This is a genomic window from Alsobacter ponti (assembly GCF_024294805.1).
Lineage (GTDB): Bacteria > Pseudomonadota > Alphaproteobacteria > Rhizobiales > Beijerinckiaceae > Alsobacter > Alsobacter ponti.
Genome location: NZ_JANCLU010000002.1, coordinates 74634 through 100751, shown reverse-complemented (window position 1 = coordinate 100751; position 26118 = coordinate 74634). Strand labels below are relative to the sequence as shown.

Genomic DNA, 26118 nt, shown 5'->3' with positions numbered 1-26118 from the left:
CGCGTGATCCTCACTGGGCAGCCTGGGCCTGCTGCACATGCGCGGCGTCGGTCAGATGGCCGAGGATCTGCAGATAGGCGACGAGGGCGTCCATCTCCGTCACATGACCGGGCTGCCCGGCGAAGGCGCGGACATTGGTGGCGTCGCCATAGCGTTTCGTCACGCCGGCGGCGTAGGGACTGTCAGGGGAGGCCTGCCCATAGGCGTCGCCCGGCGCGTTGGCGATCATCTCGTCCGTATAGGGCACGCCCACCCGGCGCAGCGCCGCCATATGCAGGCCGAGATCGCCCATCTTCAGCGGCGTGCGAGCCAGCCAGGCATAGGCCGGCATTTTGGATTCCGGCACCACGTCGCGCGGGTTGACGAGATGGGCGACCTGCCATTCGTCCGAATATTTGGCGCCGATGCGCGCCAGGTCCGGTCCGGTGCGCTTGGAGCCCCACAGCATAGGATGGTCGTATTTCGACTCCACCGCGAGCGAATAGGGGCCGTAGCGTTCCACATCGTCGCGCAGCGTGCGGATCATCTGAGAGTGGCAGGCATAGCAGCCTTCCCGGATGTAGATGTTGCGCCCGGCCACCTCGAGCGGCGTGTAGACCCGCATGTCGGGAACGGTCTCGACCGTCTCCGAGATGGTGAAGAGAGGCGCGATCTCGACGAAGCCGCCGATCCCCGCCACCAGGACCACAGCCAGCACGAAGCGGAGCGCGTGGCGCTCCAGCCGGTAATGAAAGCCAAACATCGGGGCTTACTCCGCGGGCTGGAGGTCGGGATGGATCGGCGCGTCGACCAAATCGAGCGCGGCCACCGGCGCCTCGGCCTGCATGGTCTTCCAGATGTTCCATGCGCCGACGGCTGTGCCGGCGAGGAACATGAACCCACCGATGGCGCGCAGGGTGTAATAGGGGTGCATGGCCACGAGTGAATCGACGAAGGAATAGGCCAGCGTCCCGCTGTCGTTGTAGGTCCTCCACATGAGGCCCTGCACGATGCCCGAGTTCCACATCGAGATGACGTAGACGACGGTTCCGGCGATCGCGAGCCAGTAATGGACCTCGACGAGCCGGGCCGAATGCATCGCCCTGCGGCCCCAGAGCTGGGGGACGATGCTGTAGAAGGCCCCGAAGGTGATAAGCGCCACCCAGCCCAGCGCCCCGGCATGGACATGGCCGATCGTCCAGTCCGTGTAGTGCGACAGGGAGTTCACGGGGCGGATGGCCATGAACGATCCCTCGAAGGTCGTCAGGCCGTAGAACACCGCCGCCGTCATCATGAAGCGCAGCGTGGCGTCGTCGCGCACCTTGTGCCACGCCCCGTTCAGCGTCAGCAGCGCGTTGGTGGCCGACGCCCAGGACGGCACAAGCAACATGAGCGAGAAGGTCATGCCCAGCGTCTGCACCCATTGCGGCAGCGCCGTGTAATGCAGGTGGTGCGAGCCCGCCCACATATACATGAAGGTAATGCCCCAGAAGCTGATGATCGACAGCCGGTAAGAGAACACAGGGCGGCCCGCCCGCTTCGGCATGAAGTAATAAAGCATGCCGAGGAAGCCCGATGTCAGGAAGAACGCCACGGCATTGTGGCCGTACCACCACTCGGTCATGGCGTCCTGCACGCCGGAGAAGGCGGAATAACTCTTCGCGTGGCCCCACGAGACCGGCACGGCCAGGTTGTTGACGATGTGCAGGACGGCAACGACGAGGATGAAGGCCAGGAAATACCAGTTGGAGACGTAGATGTGCGGCTCCTTCCGGCGCGCCAACGTGCGCAGATAAAGCAGCAGATAGGTCACCCACACGATCACGAGCCAGATGTCGGCATACCATTCCGGCTCGGCATATTCCTTGGACTGCGTGATCCCCATCAGGTAGCCCGTCGCCGCGAGCACGCAGAACAGATTGTAGCCGATGAGCACGAACCAGGGACTGAGCTGGTCGGGCAGGCGCGCGCGCGAAGTGCGCTGCACGACATAGAAGGACGTGGCGATGAGCGCGTTGCCGCCAAAGCCGAAGATGACCCCGGAGGTGTGCACCGGTCGCAGGCGGCCGAAACTGGACCAGCCGGCATCGAAGGTGAGGTCGGGCGCGACGAGCAGCCACGCCACCCAGTCCCCCACGGCCATCGCCACGACGGCCCAGATCATGGCCAGCACGATGCCGGCCCGTGTCGGGTCGTCGTAATAGGCGGCGCGGCTCGCCGGCGACGGGGCCGGCGTGAAATAACCATGCGAGACGGTCCCCGCGCAGGCCAGCGCGAAGGCCATCACCACCGCGCCTTGTCCGCCGAGCGGATCGTCACGACCGAGAATGGCCATGGCGAGGCCGGCGCAGCCGACCAAGCACGAGAGGACGAGCGCGCCGCGGCGCTCGCCGGGCGAGAGTTGGGAGATCATTGCAAGAGCCTCAGGGCCGGGTCAGGCGCAATTTTCCACCAGGAAGACGCGGAAAGTTGCAGGCAGGAATCATGAGCTGCTTGAGCGCAACATACGCCTAAAAGAGGCATTGTAAATACCTCTTTGAGGCTCGCTCCGTCCTGGGATCAGGCGCGGGGTGTCCCTCCGGCGAGCCTGTGGATGGTGGATTGGTGATTCAGCGACAGGGAACGTCGGGCCGTCCCGGGATTGATCCCCCTCATGGATGAGGCAGTCCGGAAGCGCGACGTTGAGGGCGCCTTCAGTACTCCCATGGAGTTGGACATGCACCCCCTGCACCGCGAAGCGCACTTGATCGAGCGGATTGGCTGGCTTCGCGCCGCGGTCCTCGGCGCCAACGACGGCATCATCTCCACGGCGAGCCTCGTCGTCGGCGTGGCTGCCGCGGCAGCGGGGCCGGGCGAGGTCATTGTCGCCGGAGTCGCCAGCCTCGTGGCGGGGGCCATGTCGATGGCCGCGGGCGAGTACGTCTCCGTGAGCTCACAGGCCGATACCGAGCAGGCCGACATGGCGCGCGAGCGCCGCGAGCTCGAGACCATGCCGGACGCCGAGTTGGACGAGCTCACGAAGATCTACGTGGACCGCGGCGTCGAGCCTGCGATCGCGCGCGTCGTCGCAGAGCAGATGACCCGCAAGGACGCCTTTGCGGCCCACGTGCGCGACGAACTCGGGATCGCCGAGCACGTTGCCGCTCGGCCCGTGCAGGCGGCGCTCACCTCAGCCCTCACCTTTGCCTCGGGCGCCGTACTGCCGCTCGCCCTCGCTTTGCTCGCGCCCCAGACATGGACCAGCGTGATCGTATCCGGCGGCTCGCTGGCCGCACTCGCGGTGCTCGGGGCGCTCGGCGCCCGGGCCGGCGGGGCGGGCGTTCTCCGTCCCACCCTGAGGGTCACCTTCTGGGGCGCGGTCGCGATGGGAGCTACAGCCGTGATTGGCGCATGGGTCGGGCGGGCCGTCTGACCGGACCGCCAACTCATTCATCGACGCCTTGCGTGCCGATCGCGGTTCATTGCTCGGAAGGCGGTGAAGACAGGCGCGGATCTCGCGGCCCGAGCCCGCGTTGCCCACTGCACACGCGCGCGTGGAAACCGGCCCTGCCCCGTCGCTCAGGTCACGGCGCGATGGAGAGCCGGACCAGCGTGCTGCTGGCGCGGCCTTGCGCGTCCTTCACGTCGACGCGCAGGACGTGCTCGCCGGGCGGGGCCTGGGCGGTCCCCATCTCGATGCCGCCCTGTGTGACGAAGGGCTTCAGCCGCGCGGTGATGTCGACGTCGTTCGCCTTCACATAGGTGACATGGACCGAGGACAGGTCGATCGGCACCTGGTTGCGGGGGGTGAAGCGCACCTTGAACGCGAATGGCGACGCCAGGCTGGTCGGCGCGGGGGAGACCTGCTCGACGCCGGGGCCGCGCGTGAGGCCTCGCAGGGTCAGTTCGGTTTCGGCGGCGGGCGGCAGGGCCGCCTCCTCGGGCGTGATGAGGGTTTCGGCCAGCGTCGGCGTCGCGGCGGCGAGCGCCGCGGCCAGGACGAGCCCACGCAGGCGCGCGGCGTGACGCAAGACGTCGATCTGGACCGGGGGATGCTGGAGCTTCATGGCGTCCTCAGTTTAGAAATTGCCGGAGACCCGTGGAGAGCGAGACGAGCGCGGCCACGAGGCCGATGCCGTAGGTGATGACGGCCTCCACCGTCTCCACGCCGATATCCTTGTCCTTTTCGAGCCGCAGCTTGGCGCAGATATAGGCGGAAAGCAGATTCAGAACCCTGCCCCGCTGCTCGGCCGGCCGGCGCAGCGCGAGGACGGCCTGGCGCAGGAGCACGCCGGTCAGGAAACTGAATGCGATGCTCGCGCCATAATCGGCCAGTTCACGCCAGCCCGCCGGGTCCACCGGCAGCACGCTGACATGGTCGAGGCGGGCCACCACGAGCGACATGGTGAGCACGGCGGCGATCGCCACGGCGAGCCCCGTCATGGCCCCATGGATCACCGGACGGCGTCCGGTGTCCTGGCTCAGGAAGCCGAACACCACCGGGATGCCGAGCGAGATGACGCGCAGCCAGATCAGATTGAGATCCATCTCCACCAGAATGGCGAAATGGCTCGCCACAAGGCTGAGATAGGCGAGCAGCGCGGCGGCGATCGCCGGGAGCGTCGCCACGGCCGCGCCTTTGGCCGAAGTCGTCGCGGCGGGGGAAGCGGGCGCGGCCATGGCAGGAACAGCCAACGCCGCCGGCTCCGCGTAATGGGCGCGCTCGGCCGCTTGAGGCCAATCGAGCCGCTCGGCCTCAAGCGCCTCGAGGCGCGCCTCGAGCCCGCGCACGCGTTCCAGCAGCGGCTTGACCAGGATGAGATCGCGCCGGCAATGCCGGCAGACGATGGCCTCGTCCCTGATGTCCTCGGCGCAATATGGACACTGCATAAATGACTACGTTCCTGGATGCGTCGGTGCGGAATTTAACGGTTGTGCGCAAGCTTGACCACAAGCTTCGTCCTGCGCTGAATGGCGATGGTTGACGCCCTTCGCGCCAAAGTTGAATCGCCGCCGGCGCGAGCCGGTTCTGCCGGGAATTTCAGCATGATCGCCCGTTCGCGCCGGATCCGGATCGCGGCCATGGCTAGCCTCGTTCTCGCCGGAAGCGGAGCCGGGTTGGCGCAAAGCCGGCCCGCCGCGCCACCGGCGGGCGGAGCACCAGGGAAGCCGGGCTCGCTGTCGGTCTCGGAGGCGCTTGCCATCGCCAATCGCACGGTTCTCGTTCGTCCCGCGGTGTCGCGCGCCGTGGCGGACATTGCCCGCCTGCTCGATCAGTACAAGCCCGATCCACGCCGCATCCAGGCCCTGCGAGACCTCGCCGACCGGCGCACGCCCGCCGATCTCAAAGGCGCGGCGCTGGCCGATTTCCTGATGGAGCGAGGGCTGGCCGCGCGCGATCTGGGCCGCACGCAGCAGCGCCTTGCGGACCTCAAGGAGGCCTATCTTCTCGTCAAGCCGCAGTTGCTCCTTCGCTCGCCCATCTGGGTCGCCGACTTTCCCACCCCCGCCAATCCGGACGGCAGCCCGGCCTTCCAGGCCTATGTCGAGCAAAAGCGGGCGGCGAAGCGGGCCGCCATGGGCGCCCCAATGGGCATGGGCGGGGGAGGAGGAATCGGCCGTCCCGGACCGGGCCTGGGTCCCGGCGGGCCGCGGCCGCGCAATATCGACCTGCTGCCCAAGACGCCCGAGGAGGCGAATGAGCGCCTGGCCGAGCGGGTCACGCCGGAGCAGCAGCGCGCCGTCCGGATTCTGCAGGCCTATGTCATAGCCGAAATGGATGTCGGGCATTACCGGCAGGCCCAGTCCGCCTTCGAGGAGGTCCGCGCCTCCCTCCTCACGGTGATGGCGGGGGCGGTGGTGTCGATGGATCGCGGCCTCATCGAAAGCTACACGGCGGTCGGCGATCTCGACGGGGCGCGCCGCGGCGTCGCGCGCATCCAGCAGGTCGTCAGCCTGACGCGACAGTTCAGTTTCCTGTCGACGCAGTGGAACAACCAGGCCGCCTACCTCGACGGCGCGCGCGGCGACGTGGCGCTGGCGGCGGGCCAGCCCGGCGAGGCGGAAGCGCGGTTCCGCTCCGCGATGCGCCTCCAGGAAGCGGCGATCAAGGACTCCGCCCGCTGGCCGAGCCGTCCCAATCCGGGCGCCATCGAGACGGAGATCTCGGCCCTGCGGCTGAAGCTGGGACAGGCGCTGCTGCGCCAGAAACGCCTGATAGAGGCCGAGATCGAGACCCGCCGCGCCCTGTTCGAATTCCTCAAGCTGCAAGGCGTCAACGGGCCCAAGACTGCTCGCACCGTGCTGATGCTGGCGGAAATCCTGCAAATGCAGGGCCGGTTCAAGGACGCCCGCAAGCTCGGCGAAATGGCGCTGGACGTCTACCAGCGCGCCGGGGTCGATACCGCCCTCCACGCCGACGCCTACCAGCGCATCGCGCTGGCGCAGGCGGCGCAGGGCGAATGGGGCCCCGCGCTGGACACCTACGCCAGGCTCCGGACGGCGCTTGCCGGCGGAGAGGCCGGCCGGCGTCGCTCGTTCGACCTCAACCTCGACCTCGCCGCCATGCTGCTGGGCGGACATCGCGCCGGCGAGGCCGTGCCCATCCTCGAAGCCATCCTCGCGCAGCGCGAAGCGCAAGGCGCGGATCCCTATGCGCTGGCCGAGGCGCGGGGCCTGCTCGGGGTCGCGCTCGGTCTTGCCGGAAAGCTCGAGGGCGGGCTGAACCTTGTGCAAGGCGCGATGCCGGTCCTGCTCGCGGGCCGCGACGATGCCGAGGCGGAGGACGACCGGTGGATCGAGGCGCAGCGCCGCCGCCTCGTCGCCGACGCCTATTTCGGCCTGCTGCTCAAGCTTCGCGGCAGCGAGGCGGAGCGCAAGCTAGGGCTGGACGCGACCGCGCTGGCTTTCCAGCTCGCCGAAGCGGCCAACGCCCAATCCGTGCACAGCGCCATCGCAGCCGCCAATGCCCGCTCCGTCGCCGACCCGGCGCTGGCCGAGCTCATCCGGCAGACGCAGGACGCCGACCAGCATCTCGCGGCGCTGAAGGAAATGGTGCGGACCGCGCTGGACGCGCCGGCTTCCGAGCAGAACGCCAGGGCCTTGCAGAGCCTTCGCACCGCCGTCGCGGACCTGCAGCGGGCTCGCCTGACGCTACGGCGCGATATCGAGCGGCGCTTCCCGGCCTATGCGGAGCTCTTGCACCCACGGCCCGTGGCGCTCGAGGGCGCGCGCGCCGCGCTCCGTCCCGGGCAGGCGCTGCTCGTCACGCATTTCGTCGAGGGCCGCGGCTATGTCTGGGCCGTGCCCAGGGAGGGCGACATCGCCTTCTCGCCCATGGGCTTGTCCGAGGCCGATCTGTCCCTGGCCGTGGACGAGGTCCTGAAATCCGTGACCGGCGAGGCGCGCAGCCTGGAGGCGTTGCCCGCCTTTCCGGTGGAGGCCGCGCATCGGATCTTCGACGCCGTGCTGGCGCCCGTCGCGGCGGGCTGGCAGGGCCGCGAGGCGCTGATCGTCGTGGCCTCGGGTCCGCTGCAGCGTCTGCCCGCCGGAATGCTGGTGACGCGCCCGACCCCGCAGCCGGCAGCCGACCCGGCCGCCCCGCGCTTTGCCGAATATCGCGGCGTGCCTTTCCTGATCCGGGACATGGCCGTGTCGCAAATTCCGTCCGTCGCGGCGCTCGCCGCGTTGACGGCGCGGCCTTCCCGACTGGAGCAGCGCAAGCCCTTCCTGGGCTTTGGCGACCCCTGGTTCAACGGCGACCAGGCGCACAACGCCATGGCGGAAGAGAAGGCCTCCCCCGTACAGCTCGCCTCCGCCGCGGGCGAGCGACGCTCCGCGCCGACGAAGCTCGCAGCGGCCAATGCGGCGGCGCCCCGCGGCAGCGCCCCTCCGAGCGCCGCGGCGCTCACCGCCGAACTCGCCTTGCTGCCGCGTCTGCCGGACACGCGGCGCGAACTGCGCGAGGTCGCCGAGGCGCTGGGAGCCGGGCCGGACGACGTGCTCACCGGCGCGCGGGCGAGCGAGCAGGCGGTGCGCTCGACGCGCCTCGACGACCGGCGGGTCATCATGTTCGCGACCCATGGCCTCGTGCCGGGCGATCTGGAAGGCCTTGCCCAGCCGGCGCTGGCGCTGAGTTCTCCCGAGGTTCCGGGAGTGGAGGGCGACGGATTGCTGACGCTCGATGACGTGCTGGGCCTTAAGCTCGATGCGGACTGGATCGTGCTGTCGGCCTGCAACACGGCCTCGGCGGAAGCGGGCAATGCGGAAGCCGCCTCCGGGCTTGGTCGCGCCTTCTTCTACGCCGGCGCGCGCGCCCTTCTGGCGACGGCCTGGCCCGTGGAGACACGCTCGGCGCGGGTGCTGACGACACGGCTCTTCGGACGCCAGGCGGCCGACCCGGCGCTAACCCGCGCCGCCGCCCTGCGCCTGGCGGCGCTCGACCTGCTCGACAAGGAGACGCTCGGCGGAGCCGGAGCAAGAATCAGCATGGGGCACCCGCTCTTCTGGGCTCCCTTCATCCTGATCGGAGACGGAAACTAGCTAGGTCGCCGGGCGGGCTGGAGCGTGCGGCAGTTCTTGTCCAACGGCGCGCGGGAGACAAGACTTTGCCCGACAGGAGTTCCTCTGCTCTGCGTCGTGTTTCGTCTCCTGTCAATTTTTTGGCAGTGAATTAGTAATATCTCGCAAGCACTCGCGGATATGCGCGGCACTCCCCGCGATCGCCGCCAAGGCCTCAGCATATCCGAACCGCCTGCTGCCCCGCAGAATGTCACTGGCCTCGCCCTTGGCCATGCGCGCCTGGTAGGTCCGCATCATCGACGAATAGGCCGCATATTCGATCACCGTCAGGTCGGGATGGGCCGCCAGCCAGCTCGCATCGCAAATTTCAAGGTGCCGGGCTGAGTAGGGCTTGTCGCCCTCGTCGAACGGCTCCTCGTTCTCGATGGTCAGATTGACGTTGGGGTTGGCTGCCAGGAGGACCGCCAGAACCTCACGAAAGTCGACGACGCCTTGGCCACACGGGCGAAATTGCATGAGCGCCCCACCCTCGAAGGGCACCACGGCGGCATCCTTCAGGTGGGTCTGCCGAACGTAGGGCGCCACACGCTCCGCGGCCATGACCGGATGCTCCATCCTCTGCAGCCCGTTCGACGAATCGAAGACGACGCCGAGCGCATCGGTACCTAATGTTTCGAGCAAGCGGAGGATTTCGAAACTGGTGATTTCCTCGTGGGTCTCGATGTTCATGTGGATGCCCAGGTCGCGCGCGATGGGCACGAGCTTCCCCAGGAACTTCTCGATAGCCACCATCTGGTCGGCCCAACTCACGTCGGTGCGGAAGCGGTCGACGGAAAAGCGGCGCGGATAATGACCCTTTGAACTGGCTGTACCGACCCACAGCTCGGTACAGCCGATCTCGGCGCAGCACTCCATCATCCGGCGGAAACCAAGCAGAATGTCGCCGTCGCCGGCATCGCGCAATTCCGGGGTTTCGGGAGTGCAGTAGGGATTGACCTTTCCCAATCCGGTTTCGAGGTACATGCCAAGCTCGTCCGAACGCTGGCGTATCGCCCTGAGCTCGCCCCGGTCGAGCCGTGGGCTCATTTCGAGAACGGTCCGGAAGAAGGTTCCTTCCATCCCGAGTTCGGCAGCGTGTTCGATGCTCCCCAGGGGCCCCCGTGTGCGGGCCTCGGGAATCTTGCGGCCGTCGATACCCAAGCGCATGGACACCTCCCTTGCGGCGGATGTGAAGATCGGAACGGCGCTCCGGCGCCCGTCGACACGCGAGACGGACGGCGTCGCGATCACCGGATCCCGGATGTCATCAGCCCGCGCACGTAGTAGCGCTGCAGGAGGATCGCCATCACGACCAGCGGCACCGTGACAAACGTCAGCCCGGCGAAGAGCGGGCCATCCAAGGAGTAATTTGGCGAGCCCTTGAGGCCGGCCAGCATGACCTGCACGATCTGCTTGTCCGGGTCCTGCATGATCACCAGCGGCCAAAGATAGGCATTCCACGACCAGATGAATTGGATCAAGACGAGCGTTGCCAACGCGGGCCTCACATTCGGCATCGCGATCCTCCAGAAGATACGCCACGTTCCCGCGCCATCCACGCGGGCGGCATCGTCGAGTTCGGGGGGGATCTGTCTGAAACTCTGCCGCATCAGGTAGATCCCGAAGGGCTGGGCGGCAAAGGGCAGGAACAAGGCCGCATAGGTCGAGGTCAGACCCATTCCCGAGACCACTTGGTAGAGCGGGACGAGGATCACCTCCAACGGAATAAACGCGGTCAGGAGCGTCAGGGCGAAAAGGCCCTCCCGACCGGGAAAGCGGAGCCGGGCGAACGCGTATCCGGCCAAGGTCGACGTGATCACGACCAGAAGCACCTGCCCGCTGCTCGCGATGGCCGTGTTCAGCAGGTGTCGCCCCAACTTCAGCTCGTTGAAAAGGAAGACGTAGTTCTCGAGCGTCGGGTGAGGCGGAAAGAAGCTCCAGACGGTGAGCGGATATCGCGTGGCGATCACGGATGAGGTGGACTTGAGCGACGTCAGCGCCGCCCACGCGATCGGGAATGCAAAAGCAAATGCGATCAGCGAGAGACTGATCGTACCGATCAGCGAGACCGGATCGCGCGGGGCGCGTTTCGAGAGCGCCGATGACTGAATGGCCGCCACGGGGAGGTCGGTGTCCACGTTCTCGCTCATCGACGCCCCCCGTCGTTCGAATCCCGGATCACGAAGGCCTGCAAGGCGGTAATCCCGACAAGGATGACCATCATGAACATCACGCTGGCGGACGCGGTGCCCGGCGACGAGAACTCGAAGGCCTGCGCGTAGGAATAGAACGGAACGTTGGTGGTCTGGCCGTCTGGCCCTCCCTGGGTCAACAAGATGATGGGCGTGAACAATCGCGCGGCGGCGACCGTGACCATGAAAATCGCCAGGATGAGGCTGGGTCGGAGCAGCGGCAGCGTGATGCGGCGGAAGATCCGCCAGGAACTGGCCCCGTCGAGCGCCGCGGCTTCTATCAACTGAGGCGAGATAGCCTGCAGGCCACCGAGGAAGATGAGCATCGGCAACCCCACGTCCTTCCAGGCCGTCATGACCACGATGCTGACGATGGCGTGCGGCCCCGAGACGAGGAAGGGTTGCTCGGGCAGACCCATGGATTTCAAGATCGCGTCGAAAAGGCCCGTGCCTGGTTCGTAGAGCTGGTTCCAGATGAGCGCCGCGACGGCCTCGGATGACGCCAGGGCCCCCAGGATGGCGGCGCGGGCGAGGGCCGTTCCGCGCATCCTCTTGTCGATGAGAATGGCGAGGCCGAGCGCCATCGGCACGACGATCGCGATCATCAGGACGATGTAGATCAGCGTGATCAACACTGCGTTGCGAAAGACGTCGTCGGCGAAGATCTCGATGAAATTGTTCCATCCGGCCCAGCCGGTAGGGCGCTTGGTGAATGCGTTGAAAGTACGGAAACTGTTCAAGACCGCGGAGACAAGCGGGTAGAACTGGAACAGACCCAAACCCAGGAGTGCCGGCAGAACCATGGCAGGGCCGAAATAATTTTCGGTGCGCCGGGTGGGGTCGGGAGTCCGCAGGCCTCTGAGCATGGGCCTAACCTTTTCTGGATGGGATCTGGATGCCTCCCCCGCTACGCACGGCGGGGGAGGTGGCTTATGGTATACTTAGCGATATTTTACGAGCAGCCGGTCGACCTGCCGCGCCGCGGTATGAAGCCGATCGGCGACGTCAACGCCCAGCGCGATGTCCTTGACCGCCGGATTGACCGCGTTCACGTAATCGAGCCACCCGACCGACTTGGGCGGGCCATAGGCGCCGGCGGCCACATTCGCGGCCAGCATGTTCACCGGATCCGACTTGTATTCGGGCATCTCGTTGGTCAAAGACTGGCGCGATGGCATTGAACCGCGCGCCGCGTAAAAGGCGCGTCGATTGGTATCGTTGAGAAGGAACGCCAGAAGCGCCGCCGCCTCGGGGATGTGCGGACTTCCCGAGTAGATGAAGGGCGCGTCGGCGACGTTCGACGCAAAGCCGATCGCGCCACGCAACGGTGGGGACACGCCCCAGTCGAACGGAGCTCCCTGGCTCCGGAATGTGTTGGCGAAGGCCATCGACGAGAAATCGGTCGCCGCCACGCCTCCTTTGTATTGATCGGCGACGATGCCCTTGGGCGAGAGGTCCTCCTTGAACAGGGTCTGGTAGTTCGTCATGCCCTTGATTGCTTCGGGCGTATCGAGATAGCCGGTGGCGATCTGGCCATTCTCGGAGATGCCGGCGAAGGTCTTGTAGGCCGTCGAATCCTTGGGCGCCCTGGGATCGCCCATCATGCGCACCCACATGCTTTCGAGCTGCGAATAGTTCGAGCCCGGGCCGCGGTTGCCGAAGCGGGAGGAAGCCAGGCCGAAAGTGGCCTGGTCGCCGCTCTTGCGGGCCTTTTCGGTGATGGCCCGCAGGGCGTTGATGTACTGATCCGCGGTCCAGCCGCCCTCCATCTCGATCACTTCGGGAGGCGTGGCGACGCCGGCCCGTTTGAAGATGTCGCGGTTGAAATAGAGAAAGGACGAGTTCGATTCCCAGGCCAGGCACATGACCTTGCCGTCGATCGTCGCCGACTCCCGGAGCGGGGCGTAAATATCCTGGATGAAGTCCTGGGAGAAGTAATCGTTGAGCGGCACGGCGATCTTGCCGGCGGAGTAGACGGGGGCCAGCTCGGTGCTCCCCATCATGATGTCGGGCGCCGAGCCCGACGCGACGTAGAGCTGCACCTTCTTGGCCAGATCGCCATATGGGATGCGCTCTTCCTCGATCGTGATGTTGGGATAGGCCTCCTTGAACGCCGTGTAGGCGGCGCGGATCGGGGCGTTGATCTCCGGGGAGAATTCCTGTCGAAGAACCCTCAGCGTCATCGGCGCATCGGAGAGTTTCGGGCCGATATAACCGCCAAGGTCGGCCTTGTACTTGCCCGGGTTGCTGCCCGGCGAGGCCGCAAGAACCCGGCTGCCCGGAGCGGCCACCGCCGCGATCAGCGAGGCGCCTCCCAGAAGCACGGAGCGGCGCGACGCGATGAAAGTGCCTGACCTTGCGGTGCTCGGTGTGCGGTTCATGATCATCTCCCTCCCTGTGCTCACTTTCAGTTCGTTGGCTGGATGGCGACCGCCTTCAGCGGTCCTCAAATGAGCTAAATTCGAGTGCCGGTCTCGGCGTCGAAGATGTGCAGTTTTTCTGAGTCAGTGCGCAGGGAGATCTTGTCCCCACGATTGAGCGAAGAGCGGCCCTTCACGACAAGCCTGACGATTTGCCCATCGAGGCTCGCGGTGACCTGCGTTTCCGGGCCTGTCGGTTCGACCACGACGACCTGGGCATGGGGACCGGACGCCCCGACCTCCAAATCCTCGGGACGGATGCCCACGTCCACCGTTGCTCCTGCCGCGACCTGCTTCGTCACCGGCAGTCTCGCCAGGATCTGATTGCCCGCCGTCACGCACACAGGCCCTGTGTCGCCGCCGGCGACCGTGCATCTCACAAGGTTCATGGCCGGAGACCCGATGAAGCTTCCGACAAAGCTGTTGCCGGGTCGATCGTAGAGGTCGAGGGGCGTGCCGATCTGTTCGATGACGCCGGCGCGCATGACGACGATCCGGTCGGCCATCGTCATGGCCTCGAGCTGGTCATGCGTGACGTAGATGATGGTGGACCCGAGGCGGGCATGCAGGTCCTTGATCTCGGTGCGCATCTGGACGCGCAGTTTCGCATCCAGGTTGGAGAGCGGCTCGTCGAACAGGAACACTTTCGGGTCGCGGACGATGGCCCGCCCCATGGCGACTCGCTGCTGCTGACCGCCCGACATCTGACGGGGATAGCGATCGAGCAGCGCCTCCAGGCCGAGGATCGCGGCGGCCGAGGCCACACTGGCGGCGATTTCCGCCTTGCTGAGCCCCCGCATCTCAAGCGCGAAACTCATGTTCTCCCGCACCGTCATGTGGGGATAGAGCGCGTAGTTCTGGAAGACCATCGCGATATCGCGATCCTTCGCGGCAAGACCGTTCACGACCTTGCCGTCAATGACGATGTCGCCCGCCGAGATCGGCTCCAATCCCGCGATCATTCTCAGCAGGGTGGACTTTCCGCAGCCGGAGGGCCCGACGAGGCTCAGGAACTCGCCGTCGCGCACGTCAACATCGATGCCCCTGAGAACCGTGGCGTCGCCGAACGATTTGACCAGCTTACGCACATTCACGTTCGCCATCGTTCTGAACTCCCTGGCCTTCCCCTGGAACGATTTGTGGATGCAGCTTCGCATCCATTCTTGATTTTTATTGTATACAATAACTGAAGCAGGCCACATGCATTGACTATGCCGACTGCTCCGTTGGGCAGCGTGAACAATTCAACAACTAACCTTGTGAGGACCCACAAGGGGAGAAATTTGACCACGCCGCCAAGAAGAGACGCGCGTTTTGGACCTTTGCGGACACTTGATCAGAATCCGTCCCGAATGGCCCGATCTCCTCGGCTCCGGTACCCAGTTTCACGATGGGAGCCGATGAGATGAAACGCTAATGTATCAGCTTTGAATTGTCAATGGATACAAATTATGGCACCAAGTGATGAGAATGGATTGCCCCGCGATCGCGTGGCCGCGCCCTTCAAACCGGAACTGCCCTTGCGGCGATCGGCAATCCGGCCCGTCTGTCGCCGCTGACTACATCAGGAGTCGACATGCGTTCCCCGGTTCCAGGTCTCGTCCGTTCGCTAAAAGCGCTCGACGGCATTCTGCGCAAGGGAGAGGACTTCTGCTTGGCCAACAGTTTGGACACCAGGGAACTGCTGGATGCGCGCGTCGCGCCGACGATGAAACCGCTGACCCACCAGATCAGACTGGCCTGCGACCACGCGGCTACGGCGGTCGCCCGGCTCTCAGGGCGCGACGCAGTCACGGTCGACGGAGCGTACGAAACCTTCGGCGATCTCTACGCCAGTATCGCAGCAGCGCAGGTCATCATCGAAAGCCTACCGACTGAGGACGTCGGCGCTTTCGAGCAGTGCACCCTGCGCCTCGCTCTCGACGACAGGACAGTTGTTTGCACCGGTTACGACTATCTCATGCAATACGCGATCCCAAATTTCTATTTTTCCGTCACAACCGCCTACATCATCTTGCGCGGCAAGGGGGTGCCACTCGGAAAAAACGACTTTCTTGGGCCTTGGGCATGACCCTGCATCAATCCGATCAAACCGTTAACGCTGCCAAACCGATACCGGTCGCCAACACCAGTGCACATGCCCCAGTGGCGCCTTCGCCGCTCAGGCGTCAGCGCACCCGCATCATGTCAGCGCGCCTAGCACTGTCGATGACAAACGACTCTGTGTGTCGGCGCAGAGGACTCGAGCGCAGAACGGGAATGAAGTCGGTGGCCAAGGCAACGCAAACAACAACCCGCTGAGCGCCGGGCTTCCCGGATCGCGGTCGCGTCTGCGCTTCCCCGGCGCGGTCACGAGCACGGCCCTGTTCACGTCTGTCCCGCAGACACGGCGGTGCGTTTCCCCGCGCGTCTTCTTGCGCGCCAGGCGGCTGTCGCCTGGAGGGAGGAAGACAATCTCACCGGCGGGTCGCCAGACTTCGACCGCGAACCACAGACCTAGAAGTACGTGCCATGGATGTGACAAAGGACCGGGTCAAGCCCGGCAGAAACTCGGCTGGCCAAAAGAGTTGGGATACCACTGGGGCTCAGCCCATGAGCAGCGGGCGCAACTCCCGCCATAGTCCGCCCGAGATCGGAAGGTTTGGCGGAGATCGAGTTCAGCGGCTTGCCAAGCGCCTTCGCCAGCGTCTTTAGCGCCGAGACCTGATCTCGCCGCTGAGTAGAAGACAGGCTCGCGTGGCGCTGCACGACGTCTGAAACGTCCAGCAGGGTGGCACCATTTCGAGTTGCCGTGATAGACATGAGTGAGCTTGTAATGAACGGCGCGTATTGGACTAGAAAGTCGTGAATACAATACAATAGATTTGACATAAATACGAGTAAATGCATTCCAGAATTGTCTATAAACGTTAGAAATTTCGCCTGAAGACCGTGAAGGACCTCAGAAGGGCAAGCGCATCGCGCGACCCCACCCCAGGGAGCAGTGGATCGTCGAGGAGGTGGCTGACCTGCGCGTCGCCGACGAGGACCTGTGGGCCCGGGTCGCCGCGCGGCTTGGCGCCATCGCGGCCTCCCCGGTCTCCACGGCGGTGCGCGAGTCCCGGTTCTGGGAGCGCCGCAGGCCCGGGCACATGCTGACTCGCCTGGCCGTTTGCGGCTGCTGCGGCCACAAGCTGGCCGCCGTCGGGCGCGACTACCTTCGGTGCGCCCGCGCGCACCGGAATGGGTTGTGCGACAACACGGTCGGCGTGCGCCGCGGCGTGCTGGAAGACATCGTCGTTGAAGCCCTCAAGCACCGCCTGATGCAACCCGACCTGGTCGCCGAGTTCATCGAGGCCTTCCTTGCTGCATAGGCGATCAAGCACCGGCTGGTGTAAGGCGGTCTCGTCGACGGTCTGGCAGGTGCCAGGAGCCGGGGCGACCTTTATGGGCACCGTGGGAGGCGCTCCACACGCATCCCCGCGGCCACTTGCCCCTAACTCAGATCGAACACCGCAAGGTCAACTCTCGGTGGTTGCGCGTCCCCGCAACCAAACGACCGAACGCTACCCCCGCGGGGGCTCGGCCCCTAACGCCTTATGATCCGGACGGCTTGCGCCAGGAGTGCCTCGGCTCGAAGCCGAGAAGGCGGCGGGCAGCGGCGATGGAGATCAGACTCTCGCGCGGACCGTAGGTGCCGACCCGCGGCGTCCCGGGAAAGAATTGATCCATCAGCGCGTCATTGTCGGCTTCCATGATGGAATCGGCATTGGCGATGCCGAGGACATGGTGCCCGGTGATCGTCGCCTCGAGCGCCAGCCGGGCGGCCGTCGCCCCGTCCCGCGCGTCGATATAGGTCCAACAGTTGAAGCGGCGCGAGGCAGGATCGCTTTCGGTGCGGATTCGATCGTAGTCCGCTCCGACAAGCACGTTCGAGAACCGCAGGCTCACGATTTTCAGCGCCGGGTCCAGCCGGCAGAAATGCCCGGCCATGGTCTCGCCGACGAGTTTCGACAGCGCGTAGGAGCTATGGGGAACAGTGACGCTCTCGTCGAGCGGCACTTGCGAGGGCTCCGTCCCCTCGGTAAAGGGCACGCCGAACACCGTCTCGGAAGAGGCCGAAACGATGTTGCGGATGCAGAGCTGCCGGGCCGCCTCGAACACGTTGTAGGTTGACTGCGTGTTGACGTTGAAGACGACCTGGTTCGGCGCTCGCCCGGGCGCAGGGATGGCGGCCAGGTGCACGATGCCGCGGACCTCGCGCGTCCGCTCATCGATTCCGGCAAGGGCGGCGATGACCTGCCCGAAGTCGGTGATGTCGGTGTGGACGTAGCGGCCCTTCGCACCAGCAGGCGGCGGCGCGGTGTCGATATTGACCACCTCGTGCCCATGCGCCGCGAGGTCCTCGACCACGAACCGTCCGAGTTTCCCGCTTCCACCCGTGACCACGATCATGCCTGCGTCTCCCTGGTGAACCGCCCCCGTCAACGCTCGACCATGACCTTGAGCACGTCGGCCCGTTCCCGTAACCAGAACGGCAGGGCCTCTTCGGCCCGGTCGAAGGGGAATACCTTCGTGATGAGATCGTCAGGATTGCGCTCCGGGGCCTCGAGGAAGGCGATCACGGCGCGGAAGTCGTCCACCGTGGCATTGCGGGAGCCCATGATGTCGAGTTCCTTCAGATTGAAGAACTTGGTGTCGTAGGCCACCTCGCTCTTGCTGTAGCCGATGTAGACGACCCGACCGCTGAAGCACACGAGATCGATGGACTGCCGGAAGGTCGCCGGCAGGCCGACGGCCTCGACCACGACGTCGGCCCCGTCGCCGCTGGTGAGCTCGTTGACCCGCGCGGCAACGTCCTCCTGCGAGGCATCGATCGTGTGGGCGGCGCCCCAGCGGCGCGCGCAATCGAACTTGCCCGCGCTGACGTCCACCGCGATCACCGACGCGCCCCGTGCTGCTGCACCGGCGATCGCGCCCATGCCGATCATGCCGCAGCCGAGCACGACCACGCGATCCCGCGCCGTCACGCGACCGCGGGCGATGGCGTGGAACCCAACCGACAGGGGTTCGACCAGCGCCATGTGGCGCGGCTGCAGTCGATCATTGAGGATGAGCTTGCCGAAGGGCGCCACGATCCGCTCGGCGAGGCCGCCGTCCTGCTGCACGCCCAGCGTGCGGTTGTAGCGGCAGGCATTGACCCGGCCCTGCCGGCACGAGGTGCACTGGCCGCAGGCGGTGTACGGCATCACGATGGCCCGGCGTCCCGGCGCATAGTCAGGCGGCACGCCCTCCCCGGCCGAGACGATCTCGCAGCCGAGTTCGTGCCCCGGGATCCGCGGCAGCGCCACCAGGGGATTCAGGCCCGAGAAAGTGGCGAGATCCGAACCGCAAAGGCCGATGTGCCGGACAGCCAGGAGAACCTCGCCGGGCCCCGGGGCGGGTTCCGGGACGTCGTGGAAGACGGTCCGGCCGACCGCTTCGATCATCAGCGCGCGCATGAATTCGTACTCTTTCAGACCCTGCCCACGACTATCATCCGGACGGGACCCGAAACAGCCAAGAGTTGTCTGTTTAAGGCCCCATCAGAGGCCGCGCCGACTGCCGCAGGTTGGCGACACACATCCTCAGAACAGCGCTCCACAGGGTTGCGGAATGTCCTGGGGGGGCAGACCCACAAGATACTTGTTGCCTCTGTCGGAAGCAGACGAACGCCCAACGGGCGGTCAGGACGCGCCCTCTCCGAACTGGTCTGCGAGGCGGCGCCTGAGCCGATCGCGGACGCCGTCCGGCAGCGTGCGCGTGGTGGTCCGGACCGGCGCATTCCAGACCGGATCGGGGAAGGTGGGGTCATCCTCGAACCGCGGGACGATGTGCACGTGGAGGTGAGGCGCCGCGGTGCCGAGCGAGGCGAGGTTGATCTTGCGAGGCGCGAACTCGTCTCGCACCGCAATTTCGGTCGCGACAACAGCGTCGAGGAGTTGCTGTCGCTGTTAAGGTGGAAGGTCGCTGAGTTCTGCCACGTGCGTGTTCCAGATCACGCGGCACCAGCCGGGAAACCCGGCATCGTGCACAAGCACGACCCTGAACAGCGGTCCTTCCCAGAGCCTGTCCTCGCCTTCTCCGCGACAATGGTTGCAGGTCGCGACGGTCCGCATGGTCCCCTCCCTTGGCGGTCGATGTATGGCTTGGCACCATAACATCATATGAATTGCTGTAAACATCGTACGTATGATATTGACAAGATCGCGGCGATGGCCCCTCAATGGGATCGCGCAAAGCGACGGCCGTGTCTTGAACAAAGGAGCTGTCGCACAAAACGCGGAGGGACAGCTCAATGCATGCGAAGTTTACCGTTGCGGCCGCAGCGCTCCTGCTCACGGTCGCTCACGCTTCAGCTATTGAACTGAAGGTTCTCGTACCCGCTCAATACTCTCCTGCATCAGGATTCATTCCGGGATCCGTGGTGCACAAGGACCTCTACGCGAAGTTCGAAGCGCAAAACCCGGATATCAAGCTCAATTACGAGGTCCTGGACACGGGACCTCAAGGCCTGCAGAAGATCCTGACACAGGCCACCACCAACAGCCTGCCCGACGCAGCGATCGTGGATGGGCAGTGGATCGCGCGGCTCGTCCAGGCCAAGGCGCTTCAGCCCCTCGACCAGCTCTGGCCGGCCAGTGACCGGGCCGATTTTCATCCGGCGGTGGTGGAGGCGGTCAGCATCGACGGCAAGCCCTACGCCATCATGTTTCAGACAGGCATGCGCGGGCTTCTCTACCGGCCGAGCGTGCTGGCCGCGCAGGGCGAAAAGGAGTTCCCGAAGACCTTCGATGATTTCCTGAAGCTCGCAAGCAAGCTCAAGGACAAGAAGGTCGTGGCCGAACTCGTGCCCGCGAAGGCCACCGACGAGCCCTCGACCATGCACATGCTCAGCATTTTCTGGGGCTTGGGAGGCAAGCTCGTCGACGAGCATGGCGCCCCGGTGTTCTTCACGGAAGAGAACGGCAAGGCCCTGGCCCGGGTCTACGAGATGTACCGGGACCTCGTTGCAAAGGGCGCCATGCGCGCCGAGGTGACCACCATGGACGAGGCGGCGCTGCGTCCGTTCTTCTATGGGCACGAGGTCTTCGCGATGGGCGGCAGCTCATCGAACGTCAAGCAAATCTGGAGCGAACAGCCCGACACCGTGAACGATCTGGCGGTCGCCGCCTATCCGATGCCGGGCTCCGGCAAGCCGGTGACGATCCTGGGCGGCTTCACCTACGCCATTACGGCCCGTGACCCGAAGAAGGTGGAAGCGGCCTGGAAATTCGTCTCCTTCATGACGGCTCCGGCCCAGATGGGCGCAATCAACGAGGCGCTGGGGCAACTGCCCGTCCGGACGTCGGTGTGGAGCACGAACGGCTTCTTCTCAACCAACCCGATGATGGTGAGCTACAAGGCTATGTACGACGGGCCCATGCAGACCCGGCCCGTTGCGCCAATCTATACGACAATCTCCTCCGCGATCTCGTCGCAGCTGCCCGGCGTCATTGCCGGCACGCTGTCCCCCTCCGACGCCGTGAACCGGGCACGCGACGCGGTGATGGTCGAATTCAAGCGCCAGCAGTCCCGCTGATTGGTCTCCCAGCGAGGTCCGGCCATGCAAAGCACAGCGCAGACCATCCCGCTTCCGTCGAGCCGGCGCAGAATCCCTCGACCGCGCCTGCCGCGAGTGAACGGCTTCTTCTTTTTCATCCTGCCCGGCGTCAGCTTCGTCCTATCCCTGACGCTCTTCCCCGCTCTTTACGGCATCTACATCAGCCTGACGAACCTGAACCTCGGCTATGTGGGGTACTCGTTCGTTGGCCTGGAGAATTACGGCCGCCTGTTGGAATGGGATGACCTCGGGCTCGTCACGCGCAACACGCTGGGCTTTGTGGCCAGCGTGGTGGTGCTCCAGGTCGCCATCGGACTCCTGGTCTCGATCCTGCTCAACCAGAAGCTTGTCGGACACCAGGTGATGCGATCGTTGACGATCCTGCCCTGGGTCCTGCCCTCGGTGGTCGTCGGCCTCGTTTTTGCGCAGATCTTCGGAGGCAGCCGTCTCGGCATCGCCAACTACGTGCTCTCGCTCTTTGGCGTGGGGCAGATGTCGTGGCTGGCCGATCCCGCGTTGGCCATGGCGCTCCTGGTGGCAGTGTCTGTTTGGCGCGGCGTGCCGTTTACCGTGATCATCCTGCTTGGTGGACTGCAGACGCTTCCGCGGGAGCTCTACGAGGCAGCCGTCATCGACGGCGCGACAGCCTGGCAGCGCTTCCGCTACGTCACACTACCCTTGCTGAAACCGATCCTGATGATCAGCCTGATCATGGGTACGGGCGGCGCGCTCAACAGCCTCGACATCCCGCTCGCGCTGACCGGCGGCGGCCCAGGCAGCGCCACCGAGCTGTTCTCGATCTCGCTCTACAAGCAGTCGTTCTTCCACCTCGACATCAGTTACGGCGCCGCGATCGGGACCGTGATGCTCGTCGTCAATCTTGTCCTGATCGTCCTCTATCTCTTGGTCCTGCAGCCGCGCCGGAGTGCAAATCATGACTGACGTCGTGCCAGTTCGCGGCCGTCCGGCGCGGCGGCCCCTGGAGCCCAGTCCTTTTACTTATTTATTCTATCCCATTCTCGCCGCAGCGGTGCTGATGCCGCTAGGCTGGGCCCTGCTCGGCGGCTTCAAGAATCCCAATGAGCTGTTCACTTACCCGCCCACGCTGTGGCCGCGGCATTGGACCATCGCAAACTACGTGGACGTGTTCGTTCGGCTCGAATTCGGCCGTTATCTGATCAATACGGTAGTAGTGGCCCTGTTTACAGTGGTCCTCACGCTGTTCTTCGCCGGCTTGGCGGCCTATGCCTTGTCGCGCTGGGACTTCCGGTACAAGGACGTACTGCTCGTGACGCTGCTGGGTCTGCAGTTGATCCCCAGCACGGTCAATATCGTTCCATACTACACGATCATGAACCATCTCGGGCTGCTTAACACGCGGACCGCGCTGGTGCTGATCTACACGGCCTCGCACATCCCCCTGGCGATCTGGGTGTTGAAGGGCTTCTTCGACACCGTGCCGCGCGCCCTCGACGAGGCGGCCCAGATCGACGGCTGCTCCAAGTGGCACACCTATTGGAGCATCATCGTTCCGCTCAGCCTGCCGGGACTGTCGGTGGCCGGCTTCCTGGTGTTCGTCACCTCATGGTCCGAGTTCCTGGTGCCGCTGGTCATCGCGAGCGCCAAGGATGTGGCCGTTACCAGCGTGGGCCTGTTCACCTTCTTCGGCCCCGACGCACAGACCTCCTACGTCTACCTCTTCGCAGCGACGGTGATCACCGTCGCGCCGGTGGTGGTCGCGTACTTATTCGCCCAGAGGTTCCTGATCTCGGGCCTGACGGCGTTCTCGGACAAATAGCGTCCCGATCCGGGGTCGCGACAGGGAGTACATTGGATGAAATGGACCGGCCGGACGGCACTCGTCACAGGCGGCACCTCGGGCATCGGCCTCGCCACCGCCCGTGCTCTCGCCGGGCAGGGTATGAACGTGGCGATCAACGCCCGCAGTCATGCGCCCGGCGTGATCGGCGAGCTCGACGCGCTCGCCCGCGATGGGGGCGCACGCTGCATCCTCGTCACCGGCGACGTTCGCAACGGTGAGACCGCCACCCACCTCGTTGCTGAAGCTGTACGGGAGTTTGGGCGGATCGACACGGTGGTCCATGCGGCCGGCGGGCCCGCCCCGGGCCGCCTGCCCGATGTTTCAACTGACGCTTGGCTGGATGCGTTCGCAGTGCACGTTCATTCGGCCTTTCACCTGTTCCGGGCCGCGCATGGCGCCCTGGCCGTACGAGGCGGAAGCGTGACCTTTCTCTCCTCGGCAGCGGCGTTGCGCGGGTGCCCCGGCACCGTGCCCTACCAAGTGGTGAAGGCCGCGCTCGTCCAGCTGGCGCGCGCCCTCGCCCGGGACCATGCCGCCGAGGGCATCCGCGTCAACTGCGTCGCCCCGGGAATCATCCGTACGCCATTCCAGAACGCCATGACCGAGGAAGCCCGGCGCAACAACCTCGCAAACCGGATTCCTCTGGGCCGCGAGGGTCAGCCCGACCAAGTGGCGTCCTTGATCCTGCAACTCATCGAGAACGACTTCATCACGGGCGAAACCTTCGTCATCGACGGCGGCATGTCCATGCGGATGGTCTGACCGACGCCATTGCCCTACCCCGCTAAGAAAATCCCGAGGGCGCCCCTCGCGGCCCAAACTCATAGAGAGCACTCATGTCCAACATCGACCTCGCCGTCTTCACGAAGCCCTGGCTGGATTCCATTGAAAGCGTCGCTGATCGCATGGCCGCGCTCGGTGTCCAGGGAATCGAGCTCCCGATCCGGCCTGGCTACCAGGTCACGCCGGCCGATGCCGGGAGTACCCTCGCGCGTGCCTGCAAAGTTCTTGCGTCGCGCGGGCTACGCATCGTCAGCGTCGCCGCGCCGCTTGAAGAGGCCGTCATCGAGGCCTGCGGCGATAACGGCATTCCCATAGTTCGCACCATGCTGGGGATCGACCTGTCGAAGGCGCGCTACGCCGAGACGATCGCCAGTCACCAGGCCCGATACCGCGACCTGCTGCCGCTGCTTGATCGAACTGGCGTGCGCATCGGCGTGCAGAACCACTCGGGAAACAACATCGGCAGCGCCATCGGGCTCTACCACCTCATCGAGCCGTTCGACCCCAAGCACGTCTGCGCCATCCTCGACATGGCTCATTGCGGCATTGCCGGTGAGCCCACGGAGCTCTCAGTCGACCTGCTGTGGGAGCGGATGCCCAACCTTGTGAACTTCAAGAATGCCTACCGCGAACGCGTGAACGGTCCGGAGGAGAACGAAGCCGTTTGGCGCACCCATTGGACCACGGGTCGGCACGGCGGCTTTTCCTGGTCGGGCCTGGTCGCCGAGCTGAAGCGACGGAAGTTCACGGGAACGTTCGTGCTTCCGGCAGAGTACACCGATCCCAAGGGCCAGCCCCAACGCATGGGCGACGACGTTCTGCCCTTCCTCACGTCCGATGTGGCCTATCTCAAGAGCCTCGTGGCGGCATCGGCCTGACACACCTAAGGAGCAGACAGCGATGATCAAGGACCGCAAAGTGAGGATATGCCTTGTGGGCGCGGGCCGCATGGCCAACAGCGTGCACTACCCCTCCCTCGCCTCCTTCGACGACGTCGAGATTGTCGGTGTGATCGAAACCCGCAAGGACCGCCTCGACGAAACCTGCAACGCACACGGGATCCCGGAGAAAGCACGCTTCCTGGCGGTGCTCGACACCGATTACCAGACCATCCTGCGCGACCTCGCGCCGGACGGAGTTTACGTCATCGGCCAGCCGGAGATCATGTACCCCATCTGGCACTGGTGCTTGGCCAACGGCTTCAACCTCTATGTGGAAAAGCCCATGGGGCTCACCGCGCATCAGGCGCAGGCGTTGGCTTATCTGGCCGACAGCAAGGGCCTGATCACGCAGGTGAGCCACCAGCGCCGCAGCGCGCCGATTATGAGACAGGTGCGCGAGAGACTGCTGCAGCGCGGGCCGGTCATCCAGGCTGCCGTCGAATTCTTCAAGTGCGACGTGTCACCGATGCTGATCGCGCGCGACCGCATGATGGACGACGGCACCCACGCCATCGACACCGCCCGCTGGATTTGCGGCGGCGAGGTGGTGGACGTCCAGAGCCGGTGTCGTCGCATTGGCGTACCGGATATCAACTTTATCACTGCGACACTGCACTTCGACAACGGCGCAGTGTGCAACGTGGTGTGCAACTGGGCTTCGGGCCGGCGCGTCTTCCGCACTCAGATTCATGTTCGTGGCGGCTATGCCGACATCGAACTGGAGGCAGAGGCCCGGATCTACCTCGACAACGACTATGCCGGCGAGCGACTCACCACGCAGGAGGCGGCCGGCAGCGATAAGAACTTTGTGTTTGGCGGCTTTCAGGCCAAGAACCGCGAGTTCATCGACAGTTTGAAGTCGGGGGTGGACACCTGTTCGTCGCCGTTTAGAGATACGGTCAAGACGATGTTGGTGTGTCAGACGATCCTGGCGCAGGCACAAGCCGCCGGCGTGTAAAACCGGCCAACGAGGGATATGGATCCAGAGAGCGATAACGCCTATGAAAGTTACAGGCCAGGCCCCCGAGAAGCGGTCGAATCTGCACCTTAATGTGGCGAGTGCTCTCGGTTCGCGCATCGTCGGGGGCGAGTTTCCGGTCGGCCAGCTCATCCCCACCGAAGCTGAGCTCGGCGCCAGCTTCGGCGTCAGCCGGACAGTCGTGCGCGAGGCGGTGAAGCTCCTCGTTTCGAAGGGGCTGCTGCGAACGGGATCCGGCATCGGAACCTGGGTGCCGGACGTGAGCGAGTGGAACTTCCTGGACCCGATGGTCTTCGCATGGGTCCAGGCCAGCGAGAACTCGGAAGCGGTGATTAGACAGCTCTTCGCCTTCCGGAGCGCCGTCGAGCCCGCGGCCGCGGCGGAGGCGGCCCGCAACGCCACGGTGGCGCAACTCTACGCGATCGAATCCGCGCTGGAGACGATGTCATCCGCCAAGGACGATTTCGCCCAGTGGATTGAGGGCGACGTGGCGTTTCACACCGCCATCTACATTGCGTCCAACAATGTGTTCATGGCGCCGTTGGCCAACGTGTTTCGCCAGTACTTCCAGATGAGCTTCCGCGTCTCGAGCTCCAACCAGCACCACCAGCATTGCCTGCAAGAACATTACGACGTGTTCAAAGCCATCCGCGATCGCAAGCCCGAGAAGGCAAGCCGCGCGGTCAAGGTGCTGCTGGAAAACGCCAACGCCGATGCTTGCGAGGTCCTGGCCGAGGCGCACCGCACCAACTGACGGCCCGGCACAGCGCGACCGCCTGCACCAATGATCGTCGGTGGACAACCTGCAGAGTTCGCCGGCCTACGCGCGACGCCATGCGCCTA

At 65.1% G+C, this 26118-nt stretch carries 24 protein-coding genes; 11 read left to right on the top strand and 13 right to left on the bottom strand.

The genetic code is table 11. The annotated features are described in order from the left end of the window. Window positions 1–10 precede the first annotated feature (10 nt). On the bottom strand, window positions 11–742 hold the full coding sequence (gene ccoO, locus NK718_RS02800) for a cytochrome-c oxidase, cbb3-type subunit II (protein ID WP_254738418.1): 732 nt from the start codon (window positions 740–742) through the stop codon (window positions 11–13). 6 nt (window positions 743–748) lie between these two features. Beyond that, window positions 749–2392 (bottom strand): cytochrome-c oxidase, cbb3-type subunit I, encoded by a 1644-nt coding sequence (gene ccoN / locus NK718_RS02795; RefSeq protein WP_254738416.1) that lies wholly within the window; start codon window positions 2390–2392, stop codon window positions 749–751. A 303-nt stretch (window positions 2393–2695) separates the two neighbouring features. On the opposite strand from ccoN, the gene NK718_RS02790 reads away from it, so the two are divergent. Continuing rightward, the gene (locus NK718_RS02790; protein ID WP_254738414.1) at window positions 2696–3391 is read left to right on the top strand and encodes a VIT1/CCC1 transporter family protein; all 696 of its coding nucleotides are present in this window, start codon (window positions 2696–2698) and stop codon (window positions 3389–3391) included. A 151-nt stretch (window positions 3392–3542) separates the two neighbouring features. On the opposite strand, the gene NK718_RS02785 is transcribed toward NK718_RS02790, so the two are convergent. The 3 genes from NK718_RS02785 to NK718_RS02775 are packed head-to-tail and all read right to left on the bottom strand — an operon-like array spanning window position 3543 to window position 5042. Then, the gene (locus NK718_RS02785; protein WP_254738412.1) at window positions 3543–4025 is read right to left on the bottom strand and encodes a hypothetical protein; all 483 of its coding nucleotides are present in this window, start codon (window positions 4023–4025) and stop codon (window positions 3543–3545) included. A 7-nt stretch (window positions 4026–4032) separates the two neighbouring features. Further along, the gene (locus NK718_RS02780) at window positions 4033–4848 is read right to left on the bottom strand and encodes a hypothetical protein (protein ID WP_254738410.1); all 816 of its coding nucleotides are present in this window, start codon (window positions 4846–4848) and stop codon (window positions 4033–4035) included. A 35-nt stretch (window positions 4849–4883) separates the two neighbouring features. Beyond that, complete coding sequence (locus NK718_RS02775; protein ID WP_254738408.1) at window positions 4884–5042, bottom strand: hypothetical protein; 159 nt, start codon at window positions 5040–5042, stop codon at window positions 4884–4886. Between NK718_RS02775 and NK718_RS02770 the strand changes: the two genes are divergently transcribed. Next, a complete protein-coding gene (locus NK718_RS02770) occupies window positions 5041–8499 on the top strand; it encodes a CHAT domain-containing protein (protein ID WP_254738406.1) in 3459 nt (1152 codons plus the stop codon). The genes NK718_RS02775 and NK718_RS02770 overlap by 2 nt on opposite strands. 111 nt (window positions 8500–8610) lie before the next feature. On the opposite strand, the gene NK718_RS02765 is transcribed toward NK718_RS02770, so the two are convergent. The 5 genes from NK718_RS02765 to NK718_RS02745 all read right to left on the bottom strand — a co-directional run bounded on the left by NK718_RS02765 (window position 8611) and on the right by NK718_RS02745 (window position 14232). After that, window positions 8611–9684 carry a sugar phosphate isomerase/epimerase family protein gene (locus tag NK718_RS02765; protein ID WP_254738404.1) on the bottom strand — a complete coding sequence of 358 codons (1074 nt, stop codon included), beginning with the start codon at window positions 9682–9684 and terminating at the stop codon, window positions 8611–8613. A gap of 80 nt (window positions 9685–9764) precedes the next feature. Then, on the bottom strand, window positions 9765–10667 hold the full coding sequence (locus NK718_RS02760; RefSeq protein ID WP_254738402.1) for a carbohydrate ABC transporter permease: 903 nt from the start codon (window positions 10665–10667) through the stop codon (window positions 9765–9767). Beyond that, entirely contained in the window at window positions 10664–11575 is a 912-nt protein-coding gene (locus NK718_RS02755; protein WP_254738400.1) for a carbohydrate ABC transporter permease, read from the bottom strand. The genes NK718_RS02760 and NK718_RS02755 overlap by 4 nt, the downstream gene beginning before the upstream one ends. Window positions 11576–11650: 75 nt before the next feature. After that, on the bottom strand, window positions 11651–13090 hold the full coding sequence (locus NK718_RS02750; protein WP_254738398.1) for an ABC transporter substrate-binding protein: 1440 nt from the start codon (window positions 13088–13090) through the stop codon (window positions 11651–11653). A gap of 74 nt (window positions 13091–13164) precedes the next feature. Next, on the bottom strand, window positions 13165–14232 hold the full coding sequence (locus NK718_RS02745; protein ID WP_254738396.1) for an ABC transporter ATP-binding protein: 1068 nt from the start codon (window positions 14230–14232) through the stop codon (window positions 13165–13167). 473 nt (window positions 14233–14705) lie between these two features. Here NK718_RS02745 and NK718_RS02740 point away from each other — a divergent pair, with 473 nt between their 5' ends. After that, window positions 14706–15200, top strand: coding sequence for a DUF1993 domain-containing protein (locus NK718_RS02740; RefSeq protein WP_254738394.1), 495 nt, complete (start codon window positions 14706–14708; stop codon window positions 15198–15200). A gap of 928 nt (window positions 15201–16128) precedes the next feature. After that, on the top strand, window positions 16129–16482 hold the full coding sequence (locus NK718_RS02735) for a recombinase zinc ribbon domain-containing protein (protein ID WP_254738392.1): 354 nt from the start codon (window positions 16129–16131) through the stop codon (window positions 16480–16482). Between the two features lie 223 nt (window positions 16483–16705). Here the strand turns inward: NK718_RS02735 and NK718_RS02730 are convergent, their stop codons facing one another. The 3 genes from NK718_RS02730 to NK718_RS02720 form a co-directional block, all read right to left on the bottom strand. After that, on the bottom strand, window positions 16706–17563 hold the full coding sequence (locus NK718_RS02730) for an NAD-dependent epimerase/dehydratase family protein (RefSeq protein WP_254738390.1): 858 nt from the start codon (window positions 17561–17563) through the stop codon (window positions 16706–16708). Window positions 17564–17592: 29 nt separating this feature from the next. Then, on the bottom strand, window positions 17593–18609 hold the full coding sequence (locus tag NK718_RS02725; RefSeq protein ID WP_254738388.1) for a zinc-binding alcohol dehydrogenase family protein: 1017 nt from the start codon (window positions 18607–18609) through the stop codon (window positions 17593–17595). A 225-nt stretch (window positions 18610–18834) separates the two neighbouring features. Then, a complete protein-coding gene (locus NK718_RS02720) occupies window positions 18835–19056 on the bottom strand; it encodes an HIT family protein (RefSeq protein WP_254738386.1) in 222 nt (73 codons plus the stop codon). A 389-nt stretch (window positions 19057–19445) separates the two neighbouring features. Here NK718_RS02720 and NK718_RS02715 point away from each other — a divergent pair, with 389 nt between their 5' ends. The 7 genes from NK718_RS02715 to NK718_RS02685 all read left to right on the top strand — a co-directional run bounded on the left by NK718_RS02715 (window position 19446) and on the right by NK718_RS02685 (window position 26029). Continuing rightward, window positions 19446–20729, top strand: coding sequence for an extracellular solute-binding protein (locus tag NK718_RS02715; protein WP_254738384.1), 1284 nt, complete (start codon window positions 19446–19448; stop codon window positions 20727–20729). Between the two features lie 24 nt (window positions 20730–20753). Further along, on the top strand, window positions 20754–21692 hold the full coding sequence (locus tag NK718_RS02710) for a carbohydrate ABC transporter permease (protein WP_254738382.1): 939 nt from the start codon (window positions 20754–20756) through the stop codon (window positions 21690–21692). After that, window positions 21685–22548, top strand: a complete 864-nt coding sequence (locus tag NK718_RS02705; protein WP_254738380.1) for a carbohydrate ABC transporter permease — start codon at window positions 21685–21687, stop codon at window positions 22546–22548. Before NK718_RS02710 ends, NK718_RS02705 begins: the two co-directional genes overlap by 8 nt. A 36-nt stretch (window positions 22549–22584) precedes the next feature. After that, a complete protein-coding gene (locus tag NK718_RS02700) occupies window positions 22585–23334 on the top strand; it encodes an SDR family NAD(P)-dependent oxidoreductase (protein ID WP_254738379.1) in 750 nt (249 codons plus the stop codon). A 74-nt stretch (window positions 23335–23408) separates the two neighbouring features. Further along, window positions 23409–24233, top strand: coding sequence for a sugar phosphate isomerase/epimerase family protein (locus NK718_RS02695; RefSeq protein WP_254738378.1), 825 nt, complete (start codon window positions 23409–23411; stop codon window positions 24231–24233). Between the two features lie 22 nt (window positions 24234–24255). Further along, window positions 24256–25254, top strand: coding sequence for a Gfo/Idh/MocA family protein (locus NK718_RS02690; RefSeq protein WP_254738377.1), 999 nt, complete (start codon window positions 24256–24258; stop codon window positions 25252–25254). Window positions 25255–25297: 43 nt separating this feature from the next. Next, complete coding sequence (locus NK718_RS02685; RefSeq protein ID WP_254738376.1) at window positions 25298–26029, top strand: FadR/GntR family transcriptional regulator; 732 nt, start codon at window positions 25298–25300, stop codon at window positions 26027–26029. The last annotated feature ends 89 nt before the right edge of the window (window positions 26030–26118 follow it).

Bases quoted from the DNA above. Each gene is read 5' to 3' on its own strand.
- NK718_RS02760 (WP_254738402.1), bottom strand. From the start codon at position 10,667: ATGAGCGAGAACGTGGACACCGACCTCCCCGTGGCGGCCATTCAGTCA.
- NK718_RS02695 (WP_254738378.1), top strand. From the start codon at position 23,409: ATGTCCAACATCGACCTCGCCGTCTTCACGAAGCCCTGGCTGGATTCC.
- NK718_RS02770 (WP_254738406.1), top strand. From the start codon at position 5,041: ATGGCTAGCCTCGTTCTCGCCGGAAGCGGAGCCGGGTTGGCGCAAAGC.
- NK718_RS02765 (WP_254738404.1), bottom strand. From the start codon at position 9,684: ATGCGCTTGGGTATCGACGGCCGCAAGATTCCCGAGGCCCGCACACGG.
- NK718_RS02715 (WP_254738384.1), top strand. From the start codon at position 19,446: ATGCATGCGAAGTTTACCGTTGCGGCCGCAGCGCTCCTGCTCACGGTC.
- NK718_RS02740 (WP_254738394.1), top strand. From the start codon at position 14,706: ATGCGTTCCCCGGTTCCAGGTCTCGTCCGTTCGCTAAAAGCGCTCGAC.
- NK718_RS02780 (WP_254738410.1), bottom strand. From the start codon at position 4,848: ATGCAGTGTCCATATTGCGCCGAGGACATCAGGGACGAGGCCATCGTC.
- NK718_RS02690 (WP_254738377.1), top strand. From the start codon at position 24,256: ATGATCAAGGACCGCAAAGTGAGGATATGCCTTGTGGGCGCGGGCCGC.
- NK718_RS02725 (WP_254738388.1), bottom strand. From the start codon at position 18,609: ATGCGCGCGCTGATGATCGAAGCGGTCGGCCGGACCGTCTTCCACGAC.
- NK718_RS02685 (WP_254738376.1), top strand. From the start codon at position 25,298: ATGAAAGTTACAGGCCAGGCCCCCGAGAAGCGGTCGAATCTGCACCTT.
- NK718_RS02755 (WP_254738400.1), bottom strand. From the start codon at position 11,575: ATGCTCAGAGGCCTGCGGACTCCCGACCCCACCCGGCGCACCGAAAAT.
- NK718_RS02745 (WP_254738396.1), bottom strand. From the start codon at position 14,232: ATGGCGAACGTGAATGTGCGTAAGCTGGTCAAATCGTTCGGCGACGCC.
- NK718_RS02790 (WP_254738414.1), top strand. From the start codon at position 2,696: ATGCACCCCCTGCACCGCGAAGCGCACTTGATCGAGCGGATTGGCTGG.
- NK718_RS02750 (WP_254738398.1), bottom strand. From the start codon at position 13,090: ATGAACCGCACACCGAGCACCGCAAGGTCAGGCACTTTCATCGCGTCG.
- NK718_RS02705 (WP_254738380.1), top strand. From the start codon at position 21,685: ATGACTGACGTCGTGCCAGTTCGCGGCCGTCCGGCGCGGCGGCCCCTG.
- ccoN (WP_254738416.1), bottom strand. From the start codon at position 2,392: ATGATCTCCCAACTCTCGCCCGGCGAGCGCCGCGGCGCGCTCGTCCTC.
- NK718_RS02700 (WP_254738379.1), top strand. From the start codon at position 22,585: ATGAAATGGACCGGCCGGACGGCACTCGTCACAGGCGGCACCTCGGGC.
- ccoO (WP_254738418.1), bottom strand. From the start codon at position 742: ATGTTTGGCTTTCATTACCGGCTGGAGCGCCACGCGCTCCGCTTCGTG.
- NK718_RS02775 (WP_254738408.1), bottom strand. From the start codon at position 5,042: ATGGCCGCGATCCGGATCCGGCGCGAACGGGCGATCATGCTGAAATTC.
- NK718_RS02785 (WP_254738412.1), bottom strand. From the start codon at position 4,025: ATGAAGCTCCAGCATCCCCCGGTCCAGATCGACGTCTTGCGTCACGCC.
- NK718_RS02710 (WP_254738382.1), top strand. From the start codon at position 20,754: ATGCAAAGCACAGCGCAGACCATCCCGCTTCCGTCGAGCCGGCGCAGA.
- NK718_RS02730 (WP_254738390.1), bottom strand. From the start codon at position 17,563: ATGATCGTGGTCACGGGTGGAAGCGGGAAACTCGGACGGTTCGTGGTC.